The following is a 20687-nucleotide window of genomic DNA, read 5'->3' as shown; positions in this document are numbered from 1 at the left end:
AACAAACGGGCCGTGCAGATCTCATGATCGACAACGGCCCGTTCGGTCGATGTCAGCGCTGCGCCAACAGGACTTCGGCGATTTGAATGGTGTTGAGAGCAGCGCCTTTTCGGAGGTTGTCGCCGGAGATGAACAGCGCCAGACCGCGGCCGTCGGGGACACCCGGATCCTGGCGGATGCGGCCGACGAGGGAGTCGTCCTTGCCCGCGGCGGCCAAGGGGGTCGGCACGTCGGTGAGCTGGACGCCGGGGGCCTTGGCGAGAATTTCCTTGGCCCGCTCGACCGAAATCGGTTCGGCGAATTCGGCATTCACCGACAGCGAGTGGCCGGTGAAAACCGGGACACGCACGCAGGTGCCGCTGACCAGCAACTCGGGCAGGCCGAGGATCTTGCGACTCTCGTTGCGCAGCTTCTGGTCTTCGTCGGTTTCGAAGGAGCCGTCGTCGACCAGTGCACCGGCGAGCGGGATCACGTCGAAGGCGATCGGCGCGACATACTTGTTCGGAGCCGGGAACGGCACCGAACTGCCGTCGTGCACCAGCTTTTCGGCATCGTCGACCACGGCGCGCACCTGGGAGACCAGCTCCTCGACACCGGCCAGGCCGCTGCCCGAGACCGCCTGGTAGCTCGAAACGATCAGGCGCTGCAGGCCTGCCACATCGTGTAGCGGCTTGAGCACCGGCATCGCGGCCATGGTGGTGCAATTCGGGTTGGCGATGATGCCCTTGACCAGATTGCGGGTCTGCTCCGGATTCACCTCGCTGACGACCAGCGGGACCTCCGGATCCTTACGCCAAGCCGACGAATTGTCGATCACCGTGACACCGGCCGCCGCGAAACGCGGGGCCTGCACGCGCGACATGGTGGCGCCCGCGGAGAACAGCGCGATATCCAGGCCGGTGGGATCGGCGGTCTCGGTGTCCTCGACCACGATTTCGCCGCCGCGCCACGGCAGGGTCTTACCCGCCGAGCGGGCCGAGGCGAAGAAACGCACCTCGTCGGTCGGGAAGTTGCGCTCCTCCAGCAGTTTTCGCATGACGGCGCCGACCTGTCCGGTCGCGCCGACGACTCCTACCCGTACACCCATGCTTATCGTCCTGTTCCCGCGTGGACGACGGCGACCTCGTCGCCGCCCAGATCGAAGGCCTTGTGCAGCACCTGCACGGCCTCGTCCAATTCGGTGTCCTTGACCAGCACCGAGATCCGGATCTCGGAGGTGGAGATGAGGTCGATGTTCACGCCCGCGTTCGCCAGCGCCTCACAGAAGGTGGCGGTGACGCCCGGATGGCTCTTCATGCCCGCGCCGACGAGGGAGACCTTGCCGATGTGGTCGTCGTAGAGCACCTGCGAGAAACCGATCTCGTCCTGGCGCTTGGTCAGCATCTCCACCGCACGCGCGCCCTCGGTCTTGGGCAGGGTGAAGGTGATGTCGGTCTTACCCGTCTCTACCTTGGAAATGTTCTGCAGGACCATATCGATATTGATCTCCGCGTCGGCGATCGCGCGGAATACCTTGGCGGCGTAGCCAGGCTCGTCCGGCAGTGCGACCACGGTCACCTTGGCCTCGCTGCGGTCGTGCGCGACGCCCGTGAGGATTGCTTGCTCCAAGGGGATGTCCTCCATCGATCCATAGACGTAGGTGCCGGGCTTGTCGGTGTAGGACGAGCGCACATGCACCGGAACGTTGTAGCGACGCGCGTATTCGACGCAGCGCAGCATGAGTACCTTCGCGCCGCAAGCGGCGAGCTCGAGCATCTCCTCATAGGAGACCTGCTCGAGCTGCTGCGCGTCGGGCACGATCCGCGGGTCGGCGGTGAAGACGCCGTCCACATCGGTGTAGATCTCGCAGACGTCGGCCTCCAGCGCCGCGGCCAGTGCGACCGCGGTGGTGTCGGAGCCGCCGCGACCGAGCGTGGTGACGTCGCGGCTGTCCTGGCTGACGCCCTGGAAACCGGCGACCAGCACGACCAGACCTTCGTCCAGCGCGGCGCGCACCCGGCCCGGGGTAACGTCGATGATCTTGGCGTTACCGTGCGACCCGGTGGTGATCACACCCGCCTGCGAGCCGGTGAACGAGCGAGCCTCGGCGCCGAGCGAATGAATGGCCATGGCGACCAGCGCATTGGAAATGCGCTCACCCGAGGTGAGCAGCATGTCCATTTCCCGAGCCGGCGGCGCAGGCGCCACCTGCTGCGCCAGATCGAGTAGCTCGTCGGTGGTATCGCCCATGGCCGAGCAGACGACCACCACGTCGTGGCCCTGCTTCTTCGTCTCGACGATCCGTTCAGCGACGCGCCGGATACGCTCGGCGGTCGCTACCGAGGATCCTCCGTACTTCTGAACAACGAGAGCCACGACAGGGTCCTCCAAGATCGACAATCAGCTGCTAACAGCACCCCAGCGTACCGGCCGAGGCCCAGCGGATTTGTTCCTACCTCCTCAGCCCGCGAGTACCGAAGGGGCCGTTCGCGAATCGAACTCGGCCGAAACTGCGTCCTACCTCCGGCGATCAACGCCATTCAGGAGGCCGCGCGAATACGCAACCAGGTACCACGCGGGTGGTACCCACAGCGTAGTATCGAGGAGTGCGTTACGACGACGCGATGAGCACACCGGAATGGCCCGAAACCTCCGCAGAGATGGCGGCCCTCGCTACGCGTCTGGAGCACACCGACGAAGAGGTCGAGCTACCGCCGCCACCCGGCCCCGACGGGGTTATGGTGTCGCGATCGTTGAAAATGCCGAGCGAGCTGGACCAGCGCATCAAGGATGCGGCCGCCGATCGCGGCATCACGCAGTCCATGTTGATGCGGCAACTGCTCGAGACGGGACTCGCCGCGATCGAGCACGACCACCCGATCTCGCTCACCGACGCCATCCGAGCACTCGCGAGTCTCCGCAAGACAGCTTTGAGCCCCGCCGCTGGATTCACTGCGAGTAGGACACCGACATAGTCGATCGAGATCGCGCCGCACTACGAGGTGCTGGCACGCGAGTTCGGGCGGCGATGGCCGGGTATTCGGTCGAGCAGTTGAAGTTGGTGCTGGATGTGTTCAACCGGCTACACGAATACATCGGTGCGGGTGACGGCGCTGCTGCGGTCGGACAACACCGATTGAGAGGACGATGTAGCCCATGAAGAGCACAGTGATCGAGGTGACAACGGGACGATCCGAGGTCGTGTACGACATCACCCCGCAGTGCGCGTCGTTCGCGCGCGAGGCGGGCGAGGATGGGCTGCTGCACATCTTCGTGCCGCATGCCACGGCCGGGATCGCGATCATGGAACTCGGCGCGCGCAGCGATGACGATCTGCTCGCCGCATTGCGCGACCTGCTGCCCGCCGACGATCGCTGGCGGCATGCCCACGGCTCCCGCGGGCACGGCCGCTCCCACGTCATGCCCGCATTGATCCCGCCCTACGCCACCGTGCCGGTCATCGGCGGCGCACTGACCCTGGGCACCTGGCAATCAATCGCGATGGTCGACCTCAATGTCGACAACCCGGATCGCCAAGTGCGCCTGTCATTTCTGCGCGGCTAATCACTCGGCGCGAGACGGGCGAGTTCGGTGCGATTGGCGATCCCGAGCTTGGCGTATACATGGGCCAGATGCGTTTTCACGGTGCCGCGGCCGATGAACAGGCGCGCGGCGATCTCCGGATTGGTCAGGCCGGAAACGGCGAGTTCGACCACGGAACGCTCTGTCGGTGTGAGGCTTTCCCAACCGGAATCGGGGCGGTTGCGTCTGCCACGGGCACGGGTGATGTAGTCGATCGCCGACCGCAACGACATGGTGCGGCCGCGCTCGAGGTATTCCAGCAGCCGCGTTTCGTCGGGGATATCAACGCGGACAACCGATCCGGCGTCGGCGCGGACCCGTTCGGCCGCGCCGAGCAGCAACCCCGCCGTCTCGAACGACTCACGTCGCAGCGCCACAGCCGCGAGCGCCGTCAGGCTGTCGGCACATGCGAGCACCAGGCCGTGTTCGTCTCGAATTCGCAAGGCCTCGTGCTGCATTCGCGTTTCCTGCTCGGTATCCGGAGCCAGTAATGCCCGCTGCTCCAGCACAGCGGCGCGCACGGATGGCAGGGCCGTGATGAGCGGTGTGGCCGATAACCGGTCCAGCAGCTCGGCCGAATCCGCTGCCGCTCCCGATTCTCGCAGCGCACGAGCGAGTACCAGCCGCGTCCACGGGGTCAGTTGATCGTCGGAAGGGCGCTCCTGCCAACGACCTTCGCGACGACACCAGGCAGCCGCCGCGGCGGGCCGTCCGGCGTCGAGTTCGAGTAAGGCGTGCACCCGCTCCCAGCCGGGGACGAACGGCGGTGTCCGCGCTCCCTCGATGAGCCGATCGATCGGAAGCAGCGCCGCGCCCGCCGACCCGGATCTGCCTGCCCACAGCAGGATTTCGGCGAGCGCGGTGCGGGCCAGTGCGATGCGATGGAAGTCGCGCAGGGGTTCCGCGGTGGTCACGGCCTGTTCGGCGAGTTCGATGGCGTGGGCCAGCGCACCGGATTGTGCGGTTGCCAGTGCGAGCCAGCCGAGTGCGGACGAGGCGATGGCGCGGTCGCCACGCCGGAGCAGTCCCGTTACGGCGGGTTCCAGCTGTTCGATCGCGTCGCGGTGTTCGTCGCGCAGTAGGTGGACCAGGCCGATCAACGCCTGGGTGGCATCGGTGACGAAGCCGTCGCCGGCCCGTTGCGCGTCTGCGCGCACCGCCGACGCTTCGGTGCGTGTGCGCTCCAGATCGAATCCGATGGTGCCGATGGCGATGAGTGTGCGGGCCAGCAGGCCGACATCCTCCAAGCCGAGCTGTTCGGCTAGTTTCGCTGCGGCGCATGCCTTTTCATAACTCATCGGCCCGGGCAGCACGGTGTCCGCAACGAGCGCTTGGGCCAGCAGCACGCGCGCCTGGGTCTCGTCAGGGGTGCTATTCCCTTGCGCCGCATCATGTTCCAGTAACCGAATGCCATCGGCGGCGTGCGCGCCCAGGTGCCACAGCCAGGCCACCGCTGCCGCTAGTCTACGGCCCGCTGCGGCGTTGGGTTCGGCCCGATCCAGACCCCATTCGATGGCGGCACGGACATTCGGATATTCGACGGTGAGTAGCGTGCGCCACTCGTCCTTATCCGAATCCAATAGCGGCGCAGCACTTTCCACCAGCGCAAGCATCAGTTCCAGATGCAGATCGCGCAGGGCCGCGGTCTCCTCCGCCTCGTCGAGCCGCAGCAGCGCGTAATCGCGCACCACACCGAGCATTCGGTAGCGGGCCACCGGCCCCGTCGTATCCGCCGACACCAGCGACTTGGCGATCAAGCCACGCAATGCCCGCAGATAACGCTGGACCGGAACGTCCAGCCGTTCGGCCAAACCGGCTATCGCCTGCGCGGCGAATCCGGGCTCGAAAACACCCAGACGCCGAAACAATTCGCGCTCATCCTGGTCCAGCAGGTCGTGGCTCCAGCGCATCGATGCGGTCAGCGTAGCCTGCCGGAACGGGGCGCGTCCGGTGTCGTCATCGAGCAATACGAACGGATCCCGCAACGAATCCGCCAACTGCGCCAACGAAAGAGTGCCCGCCCAACCTGCGGCGAGTTCGAGGGCCAGCGGCAGTCGATCCAGCCGATCGCAGACCCGACGCGCCGCGGCCAGCGCGTCCGGGCCGAGGTTCGCGGTGCCCGCGCGGTCCGAGAAGAGATCCAGTGCATCGGCCAGGTTGAGTGCCGACAGGCGATACACCTGTTCACCGGGTAGGTCGAGCGGCACCCGACTGGTGGCGAGCACACCGACGCTCGGGCAGCGCGCCAAGATGGCCGACACGATCCCCGCTACCGGTTCGCGCAGGTGCTCACAGTTGTCGACCACCAGCAGGATGCTCCGCGCGGCCAGTTCCCGAGTCAGCGTGTGCACGGGATCGGCGGCCAGCGGTACGCCGAGCGCCGACGCGATGGCTCGGGTGACGCCGTCGGCGTCGCGTTCGTCCGCCAAGCCGACCCAGCCGATGCCGTCGGGCCAGGAATCGGCGAGCGCAGCACAGGAGCGCAGGGCCAACCGGGTCTTACCGCAGCCACCCGGGCCGACCAGGGAGAGCACCCGTCCGGGCGCGACCGCTGCGGTGAGCGTGGCCAGTTCCTCGACGCGGCCGACGAACGACGACAGCTCGGGCGGAAAGGGCTGGCCGGAGTCGATCATCGCGCCTCGGAGTCTGCCACGACCGCCCGCATCCGACCACCGGGTATCTGCCACCTGCCCGGCGCGAATATCGGCCAGCTGGCAGATGTTCGGGGGTGGCCGCGCCGGAAGTATTCATTGCAGCGGCGCACGGGGCGCCACCGAAACGAAGGAACCGACATGACCGAGACCAATGCCCGCCGGGTCATCGCCAATATCTCGCTGTCACTCGATGGCCGGACCAATGGCAGCGGCGGCGACTACGACATGAGCTGGATCGTGCCGCACGCCGTGAGCGACGCCTCTCGCGATCAGATGGTCAAGCTGACCACCACCGCGACCACGGCCCTGCTCGGCCGCAAGAACTACGAGGGCTTCGGCGGCTACTGGCCGACCGTCGCCGCCGACGAGAACGCCGAGCCGCGCGACAGGGCCTTCGCTACCTGGCTCGATGCGGTGGACAAGGTGGTCTTCGCGCACTCCCTGACCGAGCTGCCGTGGCCGAACTCCCGTATCGCCGAGGCTGATCCGGCCGCGACGGTCAAGCAGTTGCGCGCCGAATCCGGCGGCGACATCGTGGTACTGGCCTCCGGCAGCGTGATCAAAAACCTGCTGGCGGCGGGTGAACTGGATCGGCTGATCATCACGCTGTGCCCCGAACTCGTCGGCGGCGGCGCACGACTGTTCGAGGACGGCGGGCCCGCAACCAGCTGGTCGCTCACCGATCTGTCCACCACGGATTCCGGTGCGATCATTCTGGTCTACGACCGGATCGGCGAAGGCGAGCGGTGACGGACGCTCGGCGCCGTGGCGGCGCACCGCCGCCACGGCCGGACCTCAGGCTTTGGTGAGCCAGGTGACCTGCGTACCGTTGCCGAATTCGGTGCGTTTGGTGGGTGTGAACAAGGTGGGGTTGAATTCGCCTGCGAAGGCCGGGGTTCCGGTTCCGGCCACCACTGGATAACTCTTGATGACGAGCTCATCGATCTCGCCGAGTAGCTGTGCGGCGAGCTTGCCGCCACCCGCAAGCCAGATGTCCATGCCGTCCTCCTGCTTCAGGCGACGCACGAGGCCGACCGGATCGCCGTCGACGACTTCGACAGTCGGGTCATCGATGCGGCCGAGGGAACTCGAGACTATGTACTGGCGCATATGCGCGTACGGGCTGGTCACGCCGATGGCCTGGGCCGGAGCATAGGTGCCTCGACCCATGACCAAGGTGTCGAACTTCTGATTCGGCGCATCGACCGCCAGCCCGATATGCGGGCGCACGTGGGTCGGCAGCGTCTCCGGATACTCCGCCTTCATCCAGTCCCACACGTCGTCCCCGACCGGATAGAAGCTGATGTCGTCGCCGGGCCCCGCGATATAGCCGTCGAGGGACATGCCGACGAAGTAGACGAGTTTTCGCATATGAATACCTCTTTCGTGGTGCTGGATCGTCAGGACCGGGAGAACCAGGTGACCTGGGCGCCGTTGCCGAACTCCCGGCGCTCGGTGGGCGTGAACAGGGTCGGGTTGAAGGCACCCGAGAAGGCGGATATGCCGCCGCCCGCGACGACCGGATAGCTCTTGACGATCATCTCGTCGAGTTCGTCGAGCAGCGTCGCGGCCAGCTTGCCGCCGCCGCACAGCCAGATATCGCCGCCAGCTTCGGCTTTCAACCGTCGCACCAGTTCGACCGGACGTCCCGCGACCACCTCGACCTGCGGATCATCGCTCGGGCCGAGGGTGCTCGAAATGACGTACTGCCGCATATGCGCGTACGGACTGGTCACCCCCTCGGACAGCGCGGGCTCATAGCTCGCACGGCCCATCAGCACGGTGTCGAACCGCTTATTCGGTTCGTCCACCGCCATCCCGACGTGCGGCCGCACCTGACTCGGCACGAAGTCCGGATATCGCCCCGTGATCCAGCTCGTCATCTCGGCGTCGAGCGGGTAGAAGTCGAACTCCCCTGTCGGACCGGCGATGTAGCCGTCGAGCGAGACGGCCACGTAGTAGACGAGTTTTCGCATATCAATACCGCCTGATCCGTTGTACTCTAACTGAAGTGATTTGAAGGTAGTACTACAGATGGAGTGGTGTCAAGTGCGGACAAATCCGGAGCGGCGGCAAGCGCTGCTCGACGCGGCGATAGAAGTGTTGGCGAAGGAGGGGGCGCGCGGGCTCACCTTTCGTGCGGTGGACAAGGAGGCCGGGGTGCCCGCGGGTACGGCGTCGAACTACTTCGCCAACCGCGACGACCTGTTGACCCAGGTGGGCGGGCGGTTCTACGAACGGTTGACGCCGAGCGCGGCGACCATGGCCGACCTCGCGACAGGCCCGAAGACACGGGCGCATATCACCGAATTGATGCGGGAGACGGTCGGTCGCATCGAGGCGTTCCGCACCGGCTACCTGGCCATGCTCGAGCTGCGCCTGGAGGCGACACGGCGACCGGAGTTGCGCGCGGTCATGACCGAGGCCGTGCGCGCGGATCTCGATTTCAATGTGCGCAACCATCTCGAAGCCGAACTGCCCGGCGACGAAAAATCGGTGATTCTGCTGTATCTGGCCCTGAATTGGCTGATCGTGGACCGGCTCACGCTGCCCGGAATCTTCACCGAGACGCAGAGCCAGGAGCTGATCGAGGCCGCGGTCGATCGACTCGTCGGTAACGAGTGAAACGCCGCGCGGACGGGAAACCCTTGTGACGCGTGTCACTGGCATTCGATAATGGGGCGATGATGGCGAATGTCGGAGACCGGCTCCTCGTACACGGCCACGTTGTGGGACAGAGCGATCGCCACGGCGAAATCGTCGAAGTCCGCGGGCCCCAGGGCGCACCACCGTATGTGGTGCGATTCGATGACGGGCACGAATCGCTCGTCTACCCGGGTCCGGACGCGATCGTCGAACCAACGCCGCACTGAGCCGCCGCACCCGCGGGCCCGCCTGCAGCGGGCCCGTTACCTCCTGCGCAGCTGAGGATGCGAATACCTTGCGCACGATCGACTTACGGCCCCGCAGCTCCGACGGCAAGTCCACTGGACCGGCGAAATCGCGATTCGTTCGAAAATACTGAACCGTAACTTGTTCTCGCCGTACATAATCGACCGTGATCCCCCCGAGATATGCGGCCGATGTGGCTTCGGGCACTGCCCGCTCAGTTGACTTGCGAATGTGTCGCTGGGCACAATTTGCCGATGTAGTTGGGCGGGGGCGGAGGTATGGAATGCGTACAAAGACCGATATCCGTTTCGTCGTCGACGCCGATCCCGAGCGGGTAATGGATGCACTGGCCGCCGTCGAGATGCTCCCGGAGTGGTCGACCTCATACAGCGACGCCCGGGTCGCGAGCCGCGACGACGCGCTGCGACCGCGCCGGGTATTCGTCAAAGCAGAGCTGATGGGCGGCTCGGATCTGCAGGTCCTGGAGTACGAATGGACCGAGACCCGCTCCTCCTGGGAGGTCGCCGACAGCACCCGCGGGGTGAAGGGCGGCGGCTGGTTCGAGGTCACCGAGGGCGAGGAGGGCACCGAGGTCTGGTACCACGTCGAGCTCTACATCCCGATCCCCGTTCCGGGCATGCTGGTGAGCCGGACCATGCGCCGCTCGAACGAGGCCGTCGTGCAGAACTTCATCGAGTTCGCTGAGGGCTTCACCGAGAACGAGAACTATCAGGCCGTATAGGAGCGCACCTGTCGCATTCGGATGCGACGATGTGAACCATGATCGGTTCCAAACGGGCACGCCTGTTGCCAACGGCCGAGGATGCGTCGGTAACTCAGCTCGAGTTGTTCTTCGACCTGGTGCTCGTCTTCGCGTTCACCATGGTCACCGGCTTGGTCGCACACGACACCAGCGCCAAGAACATGCTGCGCGCGATCCTGGTACTCGCCGTCATGTGGTGGCTGTGGATCGCCTACTCCTGGCTGGGCAATGTGGTGCGCGCGGACGAGGGCATCGCACGGGTCGCCATGTTCGTCGCGATGGGCGGCGGATTCCTCGCAGCGCTCACCATCCCGGAGGCCTTCGACGATGCGCAGGGCGGCTGGTTCGGCCCGCTGGTCTTCGCGATCGCGTATCTGATTGTGCGCCTGGTGCATCTGGCCATGTTCGTGCTGGCCAGCGCCGAGGATTCGCAACTGCGCAACCAGGTGCTGCGCTGGAGTCTCGGTTCCATCACCATCGGAACCACCCTGCTCGTCATCGCCGCCATGACAGAAGGCACGACGCAGATCGTGCTGTGGATCGCCGCGATCGTCGGCGATATGGGATGGACCCTGCTCGCGGGCGAGGACTGGCGATTGAATTCGGCCCGCCATTTCTCCGAACGCTACGGGCTGATCGTCATTGTGGCGCTGGGTGAATCGATCGTCTCGATCGGCATCGGCGTTGCCGGACTGCCCATTTCGTGGCCGATCGCGGTCGGATCCCTGCTCGGACTCGCGGTTTCGGGTCTGCTGTGGTGGGCGTACTTCGATGTGGCGGCGCTGTCGGTGGAGCACGAGTTGCAGCACGCGGAGGGCGAGCGGCAGATCAAGATCGCCCGAACCTCCTACACCTTCTGGCATTTCCCGATGATCGCCGGGATCATCGGTCTCTCGCTCGGACTGAAGAAGGTGCTCTACTACGTCGGCGACGAGTCGGCGCACAGCCTGAAGGACGCCCTGTCCGGGATACCGCTGTTCGCACTGTACGGCGGTGTGGTGCTGTATCTGATCGCATTGGTCGGGTTCAAGCAGTACGCGACCGGGAACGTCACGGTGCCGCGCCTGGTGGCCGCCGGACTGCTGCTCGCGCTGACTCCGGCGGCCTGTGCGCTGCCCGCGCTGGCCTCACTGGGGCTGCTGTGCGGTGTGCTGGTGCTGCTGATCGTCTGGGAGACAATGCGTTACGCGGCGCCGCGCGACGAGATCAGGCACGCGACACACGGCTGAGGTGGTAGCGCACGGTCTGTTCGTGCGGAGTCGGGCCGTAATTGGACGGCGCGACGCGCACCCCGGCATGCACGGCGTCTCGGATCTGATCCACGTTCTCACGGATCATGTCCGAGACCAGTTCGTCCGTGCGCGGATCCGCCAGCACCTGGAAAACGATCCGAAATGTGGTGTCGGCGATGAGCCGGATGATCTCGTCGTGGAACGGGATGTAGCGGACCCGACCGGCCTGCGGATCGTTCTTGATGAGTTCGAGGATCATCTCGTCCATTTCGGCGCGGTTCTCCTCCAGCGCCGCCGCGATATTGCGGGTGTAGTGGCCCGTGCGCAGCACCTGCGCGACCTCGTCCATGATGGCGATGGTCATGGGGCGCTTGATGACATCGACGATGGTCGTCACGAACCGGTTCACCACCGCGGCGGTCACACGATCACCGAGGGCCCGATCGGCGACCCGGCCGAGGCGGACCGCGATCACCACGATCCGCAGTAACCGGAACCCGCGGAAGAACGGGCTGGTCACCGGGATCATGCCGAGCACTTCGTACCAATAGACGAACGGGAACGTCCACGGCCAGCCCGCGCGGCGCCAGCGCCAGAGGAATTCGACGGCGAATACCGCGCAGACCGAGTAGTCGAGCACCACGATCACGCGGTAGGTGTGCGCGGAGACGTCGAAGAAGCTGACCCAGGTGACCAGCACGACCGAGACGATTGCCAGCGCCAGCATCACCAGGTCCGACCACAGCGCGGGCGGCTTGCGTGAAAAATCCAGCTTCGGTCCGTCGTCGAGGCCGGGCGTGATCGGCCTGGTCGGTGTTGCCACGTGAGGATCCCTTCGACGCCGAACGGTCCCGCCGACAGTAATACGCGCCGCGCCGGGCTACTTCCCAGCGCGGATGATCGCCTCGATATTGCGTTCGGCCAGTGCGGTAATGGTGAGCGAGGGATTGACCGTGCCGGTGCTGCCCGGGATGGCCGCACCGTCCATCACGTACAGGCCTGGATGACCGTGCACGCGACCGTTGCCGTCGGTGGCCCGCCCGAGCACCGCACCGCCCAGCGGGTGCGCGGTGAACAGCGCGTTCGCGTCGTAACCGAGCGCGCCGTATTCGACCAGAGCATTGGAGCGTTCGGCGATCCGATGATCGACCGCGCGGGCGGCCGCCACGATATCGTCACGGTTCTTGGCCGACCAGGACAGCCCGACCGCATTGCCGGCGCGGTCGTAGCCGAAGCGCGCGCGGGCCGGATCGAGCACCATGCCCAATGAGGCGAGCGCGCCGGTCTCGAACGGAATGCCGGGGATGTACCAATTTTCGAGCGTGAGCGGCACCGCGGATTCGTCGAGGATCCGGCTCGCGCTCGGCACGCCCTGTCCGAAGCCGGCCAACTGACTGGCGCCGCGAGCCAGCACCACGTCACCGTTGGTGCCCCAGCCGTCGCCGACGTGTTCGTTGAGGTTCGGCAGTGCGCCGGTGGCCTGGGCCCGCACCAGTAGCTCCGAGGTGCCGACCGAACCCGCGCCGAGGAACAGGCGATCGCAGGTGAGGGTGCGGGTGCCGATCACGTCGCCGGTCGGCGAAAGTTTTGTCACGGTAACCGAATAGCGGCCGCCGGATTCCTGCGCGATGGCGTCGACGCGGTGCCCCGGATAGATCGCGGACTTTCCGGTGTCCTCGGCGTAGCGCAGGTAGTTCTGGTTCAGGTCGAACTTCGCGCCGTTGGAGTTGCCGAGATTGCTGCGCGCCACCGTCGCGGAAGGCCTTGTGGTGCCGGCGATTTCGCCGCGCAGCACAGCCCAGTTGAAGATCGAGTCATTGGCCACCGGCTGATAGCCGGCCCTGCGCACCTGCTCGTCCCAGGCCCGGGAATGCGCGAACGGCGAAGCGGCGTACAGGTCCGCCGGAATAGGGCTGAGCCGCAACATCTCCCGCACGCGCGGGTAATAGACGCGCTCCATTTCGGCGTAGTCGACGGTGCCGCCGAAGACGTGGTCGAAGAAGCGGCGTTCGGGCGCGACCATCGCACCGGAGAAGATCACCGAGCCGCCGCCGACCGCCGCCGCCCGCCACACATCGATGCCCGGGTACTGGGTGCAATCGAGCACCCCGCCGAAGCTGGCGAAATGCGTCGGCACCTTGGTGACGCCGGTGAAGTTGGTGCGATGCCAGAAGCCGCGGCCGTCGGGCAGATCGTCACCGGTGAAGATCTCCCGCCACGGATCGTTCGGCCAGCGCGAACCGCGCTCCAGCACGGTATTGGCGATGCCCGCCTCGGCCAGGCGCAGTGCGGTGACCGCAGCGCCGAAGCCGGAGCCGATGACGATCGCGGGTGAATGCTCGGGCGGATCGGGAAGTGGCGCAAAGATTTCCGGGACCCACATGCGGAAAAGGTTGTCCCACATCGGATCTGCGGCATCGGCTGTCGCCCTGCCCAATGCGGTACCCGCGACACCCAGCATCGCGGCTGCACCGGCTGCCTTGAAAAAGGCACGTCTATGCACCCGGGCCACCTCCCTCATCACGCATGGCCGAGCGCAGACTACCGGGATTCGGGAGTCCTGAACAGTGGTAGTCGCCGGAATGCGGACGATCTTGGTCGAGCGGTTTCCGGTACTGGCGTTTCAGTCGGTGAACGGGGGCCTGTCCGGCTTGCAGGTAGCGCCGGGCGCGGGGAGTTGCAGGTCCACGAGGTAGTGCTCCTGGAGCCTGCCCGCGCAGTCGCTCACCACCAGGTGTCCGTAACCGCCCTCGATGATCACCAGCCTGGCATTGACCAACTCCTGCTGCGCCCTGCGGGCGGCCGTCAATGGGGTGACCGGATCGAAGCGGTTGTTGAACAGCAGAGCGGGCTTATCCGAACGCAGAATCCACGGACCGGTGATGCGCTGCGGATATCCCTCGGCCGATGCGGGCCAAGCGCCGCAGGCCTGTCGCAAGTAGAGCCACATGGCACCGTAATGCGGTGCGACACCGGCGAGTTCGTCCGCTATGACGGGCCATTGCTCGGGTTCGCGACCAAAGCTGTTGTCCGCACAGGTGATTGCGGTGAAGGCATCGAGGAAGTCTTCGGTGAAACCGCCCGCGTCCAGAAGCTGTTGTACGACATCGGGATCGCCCGCCGGGCCGCGCTCCAGTTCGGTGAGCAGTTCGGCCAGTGCGGGCCAGCCCTCCTTCGTGTCGTAGAGCATGGTGGCGTGTGCGGGCAGCACCTCGGTGAGGGTTACCGCGCGGGTGCGCTCACCCTGGCCGACCACGATGGGGCCCTGGCGCAGCCGGTCCAGAACGGCGTCGTTGCGGACGCGCAGTGCGGCGGCATCGGTTTTGGTCGGGCCCGCGAACACGCAGCGCGGTTGTCCCGCTTCGGCACACAGCCGCAGGAACTCCGCGAGCACCTCTTCGGTGCCCGCCGCGGAGTCGGCGATCTGGGCGCGCGAATCGTTGGTGTAGGCGTCCGGGTCGATCATCGAGCCGAGTTGCAGCGCGCGAACCCGGTCGCCGAACAACGCGCCGTAGACCTCGCCCAGATAGCTCGCGTAGGAACCGCCCGTGTAAGTCATGGTCGTCTCGCCGACCGCGCGGCGCAGCAGGTCCAGATCACGCGCGGCATCGACGGTAGTCAGGTGTGGCAGCAGCTCCGGGCTGTGCGCGGCGCAACCGGCGGCCAGGTCGCGGGCGCTGCGCGCGGCCGCGGCCTCCTGTTCGGCATTCGCCGGCGGGAGCAGGATGGCGGACCAGAACCGTTGCTGCTCTTGGGAATTCGCGAAGCAGCGCACCTGACCGCTGCGGCCGATACCGCGCTGATCGAAGGTGACCACATCGAATCGGCGGGCCACCTCACCGGCCGACAACTCACCGTGACTCGCCCATTTGAAGCCCGAACCGCCGGGTCCGCCGACCGCGCTGAACAGGGTGCCGATGCGACGGTCCTTATCCGCGGCCGGCTGTTTGACGACGGCCAGCGAAAGCGTCGCACCGTTGGGCTGCGCGTAGTCGATCGGGACCGCGGCCGTCGCGCACTGATACTTGCTCAACTCCGCTTCGGGGCACTGCGCCCAATCGAGTTTCGGGGTCGGCGCCGCATCGGCCTGCGCAACCAGTTCGTCGACCTGCGTAACCGCAGCACTGTGCCGAGAGCACGAAACCAATGACGGCACCAATACGGCCGCCAGTGCCAACCCGACGATCTTCCACCCGCGCATACCGACCATCCTGCGTTGCGGACCCGACCGCCGTCGTCCTCCTTTGGGACCAATCCAGCTGCGCGACAAGTGCGACCGCACTAGGGGTTTCGTATCTCGAGTGCCACGTACATCCTTCGTCTACGTCATCAACAGTCGGACGACGGCAATGCTGCCCACCACGACGATCACCGCACGCAATGCGGTGGGCGGCATCCGCCTGCCCATCTTCGCGCCGAGTTGACCGCCGATGATCGAACCGACCGCGATCAGCGCGGCGACCCGCCAGTCGACATCGGCGATCAGGGTGAACACCACCGCGGAGACCGCGTTCACCAGCAGACCGAGCACATTCTTCACCCCGTTGAGCCGCTGGATGTCCTCGTGCACGAACACCCCGAGCAACCCGATCAACAACACGCCCTGGGCCGCGCCGAAGTAACCGCCGTAGATGCCGCACAGAAATATCGCGACGTACAGGATCAGGCCACCGTGCTCGGGCGCCGGACCGCTATCGGCGGCGCGGCGCTTCTTCACCCAGTGCGCCAACCGCGGCTGGACCACGACCAGGATCAACGCCGCGACGATCAGCACCGGCACGATTGCCTTGAAGGCCGCGGCGGGCAGAATGAGCAGCAGGATCGCACCGGTGGTGCCGCCGAGCAGGGACGCGCTGCCGAGCCGGACCAACCTGGCCCGCTGGCCCTCGAGTTCGCGCCGATAGCCGTACGCCCCGCTGACACCCCCGGGGACCAGACCGATGGTGTTCGAAACGTTCGCCGTGACCGGCGGAATTCCGAAGGCGAGCAGCACCGGGAAGGTGATCAGGGTGCCCGATCCCACGATGGTGTTGATGCCGCCGGCCGCGATGCCCGCGCCGAAGACCGCCAGTTGTTCCAGCCAAGTCATATGAACCTACCTCCAGCCGGTCGGAACGCTAATCGTTACGTCGGATGACCGGACGATGGGGACCGGGCTTTCGGCAGTGCGCCGGGGCGCGGTAAACTCGCCGACATCATGCAGCGGGCACTTCTTCTCGGCCGCCGCGACGGGGTCTGATCGGACTGGCCTCCCGTCGCGGGGTTCTGCCGTGCCGGTCGACCCGATAACTGGGATCCACCACACCCTGGAGAAAATCGCATGTCCCCTGCTGACGCCTTTGTATCCGGCTCGCGCACCATTACGGCACCGAGCAAGCCCGCCCCTGCCGACCAGCCCGCCTGGAACCGGCAGAAGAACTCCTCCATGCCGACCTTCCGCTACCGGCCCTTCGCGGAGGAGGTCGAGCCGATCACGCTGCCCGACCGCACCTGGCCGGACAAGATCATCGACCGCGCGCCCGGCTGGTGCGCCGTCGACCTGCGCGACGGCAACCAGGCCCTGATCGACCCGATGAGCCCGGCCCGCAAGCGCCGCATGTTCGACCTGCTGGTGCGGATGGGTTACAAGGAGATCGAGGTCGGCTTCCCGTCGGCCAGCCAGACCGATTTCGACTTCGTCCGCGAGATCATCGAGGACGGGGCGATTCCCGACGACGTCACCATCCAGGTGCTGACCCAGTGTCGCGCCGAACTGATCGAGCGCACTTTCGAGGCATGCGCCGGTGCGGCCAATGTGATCGTGCACTTCTACAACTCGACCTCGGTCCTGCAGCGGCGTGTGGTGTTCCGCGCGGACCAGGCGGCGGTGCAGAAGATCGCGACCGATGCCGCGACACTGTGCCTGGAGGTCGAGCAGCGCTACCCGGACACCAACTGGCGCTACGAGTACAGCCCGGAGTCCTACACCGGCACCGAACTGTCCTACGCCAAGGAGGTGTGCGACGCGGTCACCGAAATCATCGCGCCCACCCCCGACAAGCCGATGATCATCAACCTGCCCGCGACCGTCGAGATGGCGACCCCGAATGTGTACGCCGATTCGATCGAGTGGATGAGCCGCAACCTGGCCCGCCGCGATTCGATCGTGCTGTCGCTGCATCCGCACAACGACCGGGGCACCGCGGTGGCCGCCGCCGAACTGGGCTATCAGGCCGGTGCGGATCGCATCGAGGGCTGCCTGTTCGGCAACGGTGAGCGCACCGGCAATGTCTGCCTGGTGACGTTGGGGATGAATCTGTTCTCCCGCGGCGTGGATCCACAGATCAACTTCTCCGATATCGACGAGATCCGCCGGACCGTCGAATACTGCAACCAGCTGCCGGTGCACGAGCGCCACCCCTACGGCGGCGACCTGGTCTACACCGCGTTCTCCGGGTCGCATCAGGACGCGATCAACAAGGGTCTGGATGCGATGAAGGCCGCGGCCGACGCCGCCGAATCCGATGTCGACGACATCGTCTGGGAGGTGCCGTACCTGCCGATCGACCCGAAGGATGTGGGCCGCACCTACGAGGCCGTCATCCGGGTCAACTCGCAGTCCGGCAAGGGCGGCGTCGCCTACATCATGAAGACCGATCACGGGTTGGTGCTGCCGCGCCGGCTGCAGATCGAGTTCTCCCAGGCGATCCAGAAGATCACCGACGGTGAGGGCGGCGAGGTTTCGCCCAAGGAGATGTGGGACGTCTTCGCCGACGAATACCTGAGCCCGATCCGGCCGCTGGAGCGGATGCGCCAGAAGGTCACCGCCTCGGAGACCGACGGCGGCGTCGACTCGATCACCGCGGTGGTCAAGGTCGACGGCGTCGAGCAGGAAGTCACCGGCGCGGGCAACGGACCGCTCGCCGCATTCGTCGACGCGATCGCGACGGTCGGATTCGATGTGCGAGTGCTGGATTACTCCGAGCACGCCATGTCCGCGGGCGACGACGCGCAGGCCGCGGCGTATGTGGAGTGCGCGATCGGCGACAAGGTGGTGTGGGGTGTCGGCATCGCCACATCCATTACCACCGCGTCGCTGCGAGCCGTGGTCTCGGCAGTGAACCGGGCGCACTGAGCCAGCACCCGCCTGACCCCGAGGGCGGGTCCGCAGCGCAAGCATCGAACCGAGCCGGCCCCCCGAGGCTCTCAGGATCAAGATCAGGTAGCACTGGTGGCGGGGGCTACTCGCTTGGGTTCAAGGGGTCGATGCAACAGGGTTGTCCGGGTTCGACAGTAGCCGGTTGAGGACTTCGGCGGATGTGTGGAAGCCGTGGCGTTTGCGGGGGCGGCGAGTTGGGTCGGTGTCCGGCGGGATTGCGGGACCTGGGCGTAGGGCGCGGAGTACGGTGGGGATCGGGCACACGTCGATGACAATTTGTCGCCGACTCGGGTGCCCGGCTCTCGATCTTGCTGTTGGACAGTGCTTTCGAGTTAGCTGCAAGAATCGGCTGGTCGCGGAGTGTCATTCGGCGCGGCGGCCGTGTATACCACGGCGCGGGGCCCAGTACCCCGTGCTAGCGTTGATTCGCACTTCAAGCGCCGAGCTCTCTGCTCGAATTCCCGAGCAGATGGGGGAACTGTGACAACTAACGACCACAACCCGACTTCTCCGCCCTGGCTGCAGAGTCATTCGGTGGATACGGCCGAGGTCACCACCGACTCCTCGGCGCCGGACGAAACATCGGAATCCGTACCCGTCGACGCGGAGCCCGCGACCGACGAGCACGAGGCCGCCGAGGTCACCGAACAGCCCGATGAGTCCGAACAATCGGAGCCGGGACAGTTCACCGGATACCCTGGCGGGCCAACAGATCAGAACACTTACCCGCAGGCCGGGGTTCCGCCGCAGCAGCAGTACGGGCCGCCCGAAGGGTTCACGCCACCCGGAACGCCGTACAACACAGGTCAATTCGCGCAGCCGTATCAGCCGAGTCCCAGCCAGAGCGGTAACCATCCGGTGCAGCCCGAGCCGTCCTATGGCGAATACCGCCAGGAGATCGGGCCCGATGGGCTGGTCCGGCGGGTCCCGGTGGAAAGTCCGGCCGAGCCGCCGATCTACAGTTGGGCGCCGCCACCACCGGTGCAGCAGCCACCGATGTATCAGCAACCGCCCATGGGGCAACAGCCTCCGATGGGGCAGCCGCCCATGGCGCAGCAACCGCTGCCGTATGCCGAACAGGGGCCGGGCACCGGTCTGATGCCGTATGGCGAGCAAGGGCCGGGCACCGGGATGGTGCCGTATACCGAACAGGGGCCGCCGCCGGGATGGCAAGGCGGCCCGCCGAATACGCAGCAGCCGTTCCAGCCCCAGCATGTGCCGCAGCCGGGTCAGCCGGGACATTCGGTCAATGACCTGAACCTGCTCAAGCGGGCGCGCAAAGCGCCGCGCAGTGGTTGGCGACGCGCGGTGCACAAGGCCTCCGGCGGCATGATCAATCCCGGTGAGTCCGCGGCGGATGTCGTCTTCCGCGATCTCGTCGACCGGGTGAACCAGCCGGTGCGCGGGGACTATCGGATCGCGATCCTGTCGCTGAAGGGCGGCGTCGGCAAGACCACGACAACCGTCGGGCTCGGATCGACGTTCTCGTCGCTGCGTGGTGACCGGGTCATCGCGATCGATGCCAATCCCGACCTCGGCACGCTGGCGCATCGGGTGCCGCGGCAGACCCGCTCCACCGTGCGCAATCTGCTCGAGGATCATCACATCACCAGGTACTCCGATGTCCGGGCGCATACATCCCAGGCGCCCAGCCGACTGGAAGTGCTTGCCAGCGAACAGGATCCGGCGGTTTCCGAAGCCTTCAGCGAGGCCGACTACCGCCAGGCCATCGGCATTCTGCAGTCGTTCTACAACATCATCCTCACCGACTGCGGCACCGGTCTGATGCATTCGGCCATGGCCGGTGTGCTCGATATGGCCAGCTCGCTGGTGCTGGTGACCTCACCCGCCATCGACGGCGCCCGCAGCGCCTCGGCCACCCTGGACTGGCTGGACCACCACGGCTACGGCAAGTTGGTCGAGCGAACGGTGGTGGTGGTCAACGCATCTCGCCGCGGCGCCTCCACCGTCGACCTGGACCAGCTGCGCAAACTGTTCCTCGACCGCACCCGCGCGGTCCAGGTGGTGCCCTTCGATGACCACCTCGCCGAGGGCGCGGAGATCGACCTGGAACTGGTGAGCAAGCCGACCCGGCGTGCCCTCCTGGAACTGGCCGCCATGGTCGCCGACGATTTCGGCTATATCGGCTCCCAGCAGTACCGGCCCGGCCCGCCCCGACACCACTAGCATTTCGAACCCCTGTGGCCCCGAGCACGTTGCCGGGGCCGCACCCGGGGCCGAAATCTGCTGCCGTACCCCGGATTCAGCTGCCGCATAGCTGCTGGAACCCTCGCACAAGTTGCAGCCTATGCGACAGCGCCACACGGTGTGTGCCAACGGATTCCACAGTCGCCAGCCCCGCGATCAGCGAGCGTGTCCGAGATCCGGCTGGCGCACAGGTAGTGAGCACGGCACATCGGCGTGCGGCCCCTGCGAGTCTGAAACCT

18 protein-coding genes are annotated in these 20687 nt (G+C 66.2%); 9 read left to right on the top strand and 9 right to left on the bottom strand.

Going from position 1 to position 20687, the window contains the following annotated elements; translation table 11 throughout:
- Positions 1-52: 52 nt before the first annotated feature.
- Positions 53-1087 (bottom strand): aspartate-semialdehyde dehydrogenase, encoded by a 1035-nt coding sequence (locus ACQPYR_RS02145; protein WP_433626969.1) that lies wholly within the window; start codon positions 1085-1087, stop codon positions 53-55.
- Between the two features lie 2 nt (positions 1088-1089).
- Positions 1090-2355, bottom strand: coding sequence for an aspartate kinase (locus tag ACQPYR_RS02140; RefSeq protein ID WP_433626966.1), 1266 nt, complete (start codon positions 2353-2355; stop codon positions 1090-1092).
- Positions 2356-2585: 230 nt separating this feature from the next.
- Between ACQPYR_RS02140 and ACQPYR_RS02135 the strand changes: the two genes are divergently transcribed.
- Both ACQPYR_RS02135 and ACQPYR_RS02130 read left to right on the top strand, forming a co-directional pair.
- Positions 2586-2954 carry a hypothetical protein gene (locus ACQPYR_RS02135; RefSeq protein ID WP_433626963.1) on the top strand — a complete coding sequence of 123 codons (369 nt, stop codon included), beginning with the start codon at positions 2586-2588 and terminating at the stop codon, positions 2952-2954.
- Between the two features lie 181 nt (positions 2955-3135).
- Positions 3136-3543 (top strand): secondary thiamine-phosphate synthase enzyme YjbQ, encoded by a 408-nt coding sequence (locus ACQPYR_RS02130; RefSeq protein WP_387294141.1) that lies wholly within the window; start codon positions 3136-3138, stop codon positions 3541-3543.
- Here the strand turns inward: ACQPYR_RS02130 and ACQPYR_RS02125 are convergent.
- Positions 3540-6194, bottom strand: a complete 2655-nt coding sequence (locus ACQPYR_RS02125) for a helix-turn-helix transcriptional regulator (RefSeq protein ID WP_433626960.1) — start codon at positions 6192-6194, stop codon at positions 3540-3542. The genes ACQPYR_RS02130 and ACQPYR_RS02125 overlap by 4 nt on opposite strands.
- Positions 6195-6353: 159 nt before the next feature.
- Between ACQPYR_RS02125 and ACQPYR_RS02120 the strand changes: the two genes are divergently transcribed.
- Positions 6354-6965, top strand: coding sequence for a dihydrofolate reductase family protein (locus tag ACQPYR_RS02120; protein WP_433626958.1), 612 nt, complete (start codon positions 6354-6356; stop codon positions 6963-6965).
- A gap of 45 nt (positions 6966-7010) precedes the next feature.
- Here the strand turns inward: ACQPYR_RS02120 and ACQPYR_RS02115 are convergent, their stop codons facing one another.
- Both ACQPYR_RS02115 and ACQPYR_RS02110 read right to left on the bottom strand, forming a co-directional pair.
- Positions 7011-7586, bottom strand: coding sequence for a dihydrofolate reductase family protein (locus ACQPYR_RS02115; RefSeq protein ID WP_433626955.1), 576 nt, complete (start codon positions 7584-7586; stop codon positions 7011-7013).
- Between the two features lie 29 nt (positions 7587-7615).
- Positions 7616-8191 (bottom strand): dihydrofolate reductase family protein, encoded by a 576-nt coding sequence (locus tag ACQPYR_RS02110; RefSeq protein WP_433626952.1) that lies wholly within the window; start codon positions 8189-8191, stop codon positions 7616-7618.
- 58 nt (positions 8192-8249) lie between these two features.
- Between ACQPYR_RS02110 and ACQPYR_RS02105 the strand changes: the two genes are divergently transcribed.
- The 4 genes from ACQPYR_RS02105 (at position 8250) to ACQPYR_RS02090 (ending at position 11099) form a co-directional block, all read left to right on the top strand.
- Positions 8250-8840, top strand: a complete 591-nt coding sequence (locus ACQPYR_RS02105) for a TetR/AcrR family transcriptional regulator (protein WP_433626950.1) — start codon at positions 8250-8252, stop codon at positions 8838-8840.
- Positions 8841-8899: 59 nt separating this feature from the next.
- Positions 8900-9088 carry a DUF1918 domain-containing protein gene (locus tag ACQPYR_RS02100; RefSeq protein ID WP_433626947.1) on the top strand — a complete coding sequence of 63 codons (189 nt, stop codon included), beginning with the start codon at positions 8900-8902 and terminating at the stop codon, positions 9086-9088.
- A gap of 302 nt (positions 9089-9390) precedes the next feature.
- On the top strand, positions 9391-9849 hold the full coding sequence (locus tag ACQPYR_RS02095; protein ID WP_433626944.1) for an SRPBCC family protein: 459 nt from the start codon (positions 9391-9393) through the stop codon (positions 9847-9849).
- A gap of 38 nt (positions 9850-9887) precedes the next feature.
- On the top strand, positions 9888-11099 hold the full coding sequence (locus tag ACQPYR_RS02090) for a low temperature requirement protein A (protein WP_433626941.1): 1212 nt from the start codon (positions 9888-9890) through the stop codon (positions 11097-11099).
- Here the strand turns inward: ACQPYR_RS02090 and ACQPYR_RS02085 are convergent.
- The 4 genes from ACQPYR_RS02085 to ACQPYR_RS02070 all read right to left on the bottom strand — a co-directional run bounded on the left by ACQPYR_RS02085 (position 11077) and on the right by ACQPYR_RS02070 (position 16191).
- Positions 11077-11925 (bottom strand): ion transporter, encoded by an 849-nt coding sequence (locus ACQPYR_RS02085; protein WP_433626938.1) that lies wholly within the window; start codon positions 11923-11925, stop codon positions 11077-11079. The genes ACQPYR_RS02090 and ACQPYR_RS02085 overlap by 23 nt on opposite strands.
- A gap of 57 nt (positions 11926-11982) precedes the next feature.
- Complete coding sequence (locus ACQPYR_RS02080; protein WP_433626936.1) at positions 11983-13605, bottom strand: GMC oxidoreductase; 1623 nt, start codon at positions 13603-13605, stop codon at positions 11983-11985.
- Between the two features lie 120 nt (positions 13606-13725).
- Positions 13726-15303, bottom strand: coding sequence for an alpha/beta hydrolase (locus ACQPYR_RS02075; protein ID WP_433626933.1), 1578 nt, complete (start codon positions 15301-15303; stop codon positions 13726-13728).
- Between the two features lie 120 nt (positions 15304-15423).
- Positions 15424-16191: a sulfite exporter TauE/SafE family protein gene (locus tag ACQPYR_RS02070; RefSeq protein WP_433626931.1), complete on the bottom strand. Its 768-nt coding sequence runs from the start codon at positions 16189-16191 to the stop codon at positions 15424-15426.
- A 231-nt stretch (positions 16192-16422) separates the two neighbouring features.
- On the opposite strand from ACQPYR_RS02070, the gene leuA reads away from it, so the two are divergent.
- Complete coding sequence (leuA, locus tag ACQPYR_RS02065) at positions 16423-18216, top strand: 2-isopropylmalate synthase (RefSeq protein WP_433626928.1); 1794 nt, start codon at positions 16423-16425, stop codon at positions 18214-18216.
- Positions 18217-18774: 558 nt separating this feature from the next.
- Positions 18775-20427, top strand: coding sequence for an AAA family ATPase (locus ACQPYR_RS02060; RefSeq protein ID WP_433626925.1), 1653 nt, complete (start codon positions 18775-18777; stop codon positions 20425-20427).
- Positions 20428-20687: the final 260 nt, after the last annotated feature.

It is taken from the genome of Nocardia sp. CA-120079 (assembly GCF_050955745.1).
Taxonomy (GTDB): domain Bacteria; phylum Actinomycetota; class Actinomycetes; order Mycobacteriales; family Mycobacteriaceae; genus Nocardia.
Note: the sequence above shows the minus strand (reverse complement) of the source record. Positions and strands in the feature narration are given on the sequence as shown.

Coding starts and splice junctions, on each gene's coding strand:
- ACQPYR_RS02145 (WP_433626969.1), bottom strand. CDS start 1,087: ATGGGTGTACGGGTAGGAGTCGTCGGCGCGACCGGACAGGTCGGCGCC.
- ACQPYR_RS02130 (WP_387294141.1), top strand. CDS start 3,136: ATGAAGAGCACAGTGATCGAGGTGACAACGGGACGATCCGAGGTCGTG.
- ACQPYR_RS02125 (WP_433626960.1), bottom strand. CDS start 6,194: ATGATCGACTCCGGCCAGCCCTTTCCGCCCGAGCTGTCGTCGTTCGTC.
- ACQPYR_RS02120 (WP_433626958.1), top strand. CDS start 6,354: ATGACCGAGACCAATGCCCGCCGGGTCATCGCCAATATCTCGCTGTCA.
- ACQPYR_RS02115 (WP_433626955.1), bottom strand. CDS start 7,586: ATGCGAAAACTCGTCTACTTCGTCGGCATGTCCCTCGACGGCTATATC.
- ACQPYR_RS02110 (WP_433626952.1), bottom strand. CDS start 8,191: ATGCGAAAACTCGTCTACTACGTGGCCGTCTCGCTCGACGGCTACATC.
- ACQPYR_RS02105 (WP_433626950.1), top strand. CDS start 8,250: ATGGAGTGGTGTCAAGTGCGGACAAATCCGGAGCGGCGGCAAGCGCTG.
- ACQPYR_RS02100 (WP_433626947.1), top strand. CDS start 8,900: ATGATGGCGAATGTCGGAGACCGGCTCCTCGTACACGGCCACGTTGTG.
- ACQPYR_RS02095 (WP_433626944.1), top strand. CDS start 9,391: ATGCGTACAAAGACCGATATCCGTTTCGTCGTCGACGCCGATCCCGAG.
- ACQPYR_RS02090 (WP_433626941.1), top strand. CDS start 9,888: ATGATCGGTTCCAAACGGGCACGCCTGTTGCCAACGGCCGAGGATGCG.
- ACQPYR_RS02075 (WP_433626933.1), bottom strand. CDS start 15,303: ATGCGCGGGTGGAAGATCGTCGGGTTGGCACTGGCGGCCGTATTGGTG.
- ACQPYR_RS02070 (WP_433626931.1), bottom strand. CDS start 16,191: ATGACTTGGCTGGAACAACTGGCGGTCTTCGGCGCGGGCATCGCGGCC.
- leuA (WP_433626928.1), top strand. CDS start 16,423: ATGTCCCCTGCTGACGCCTTTGTATCCGGCTCGCGCACCATTACGGCA.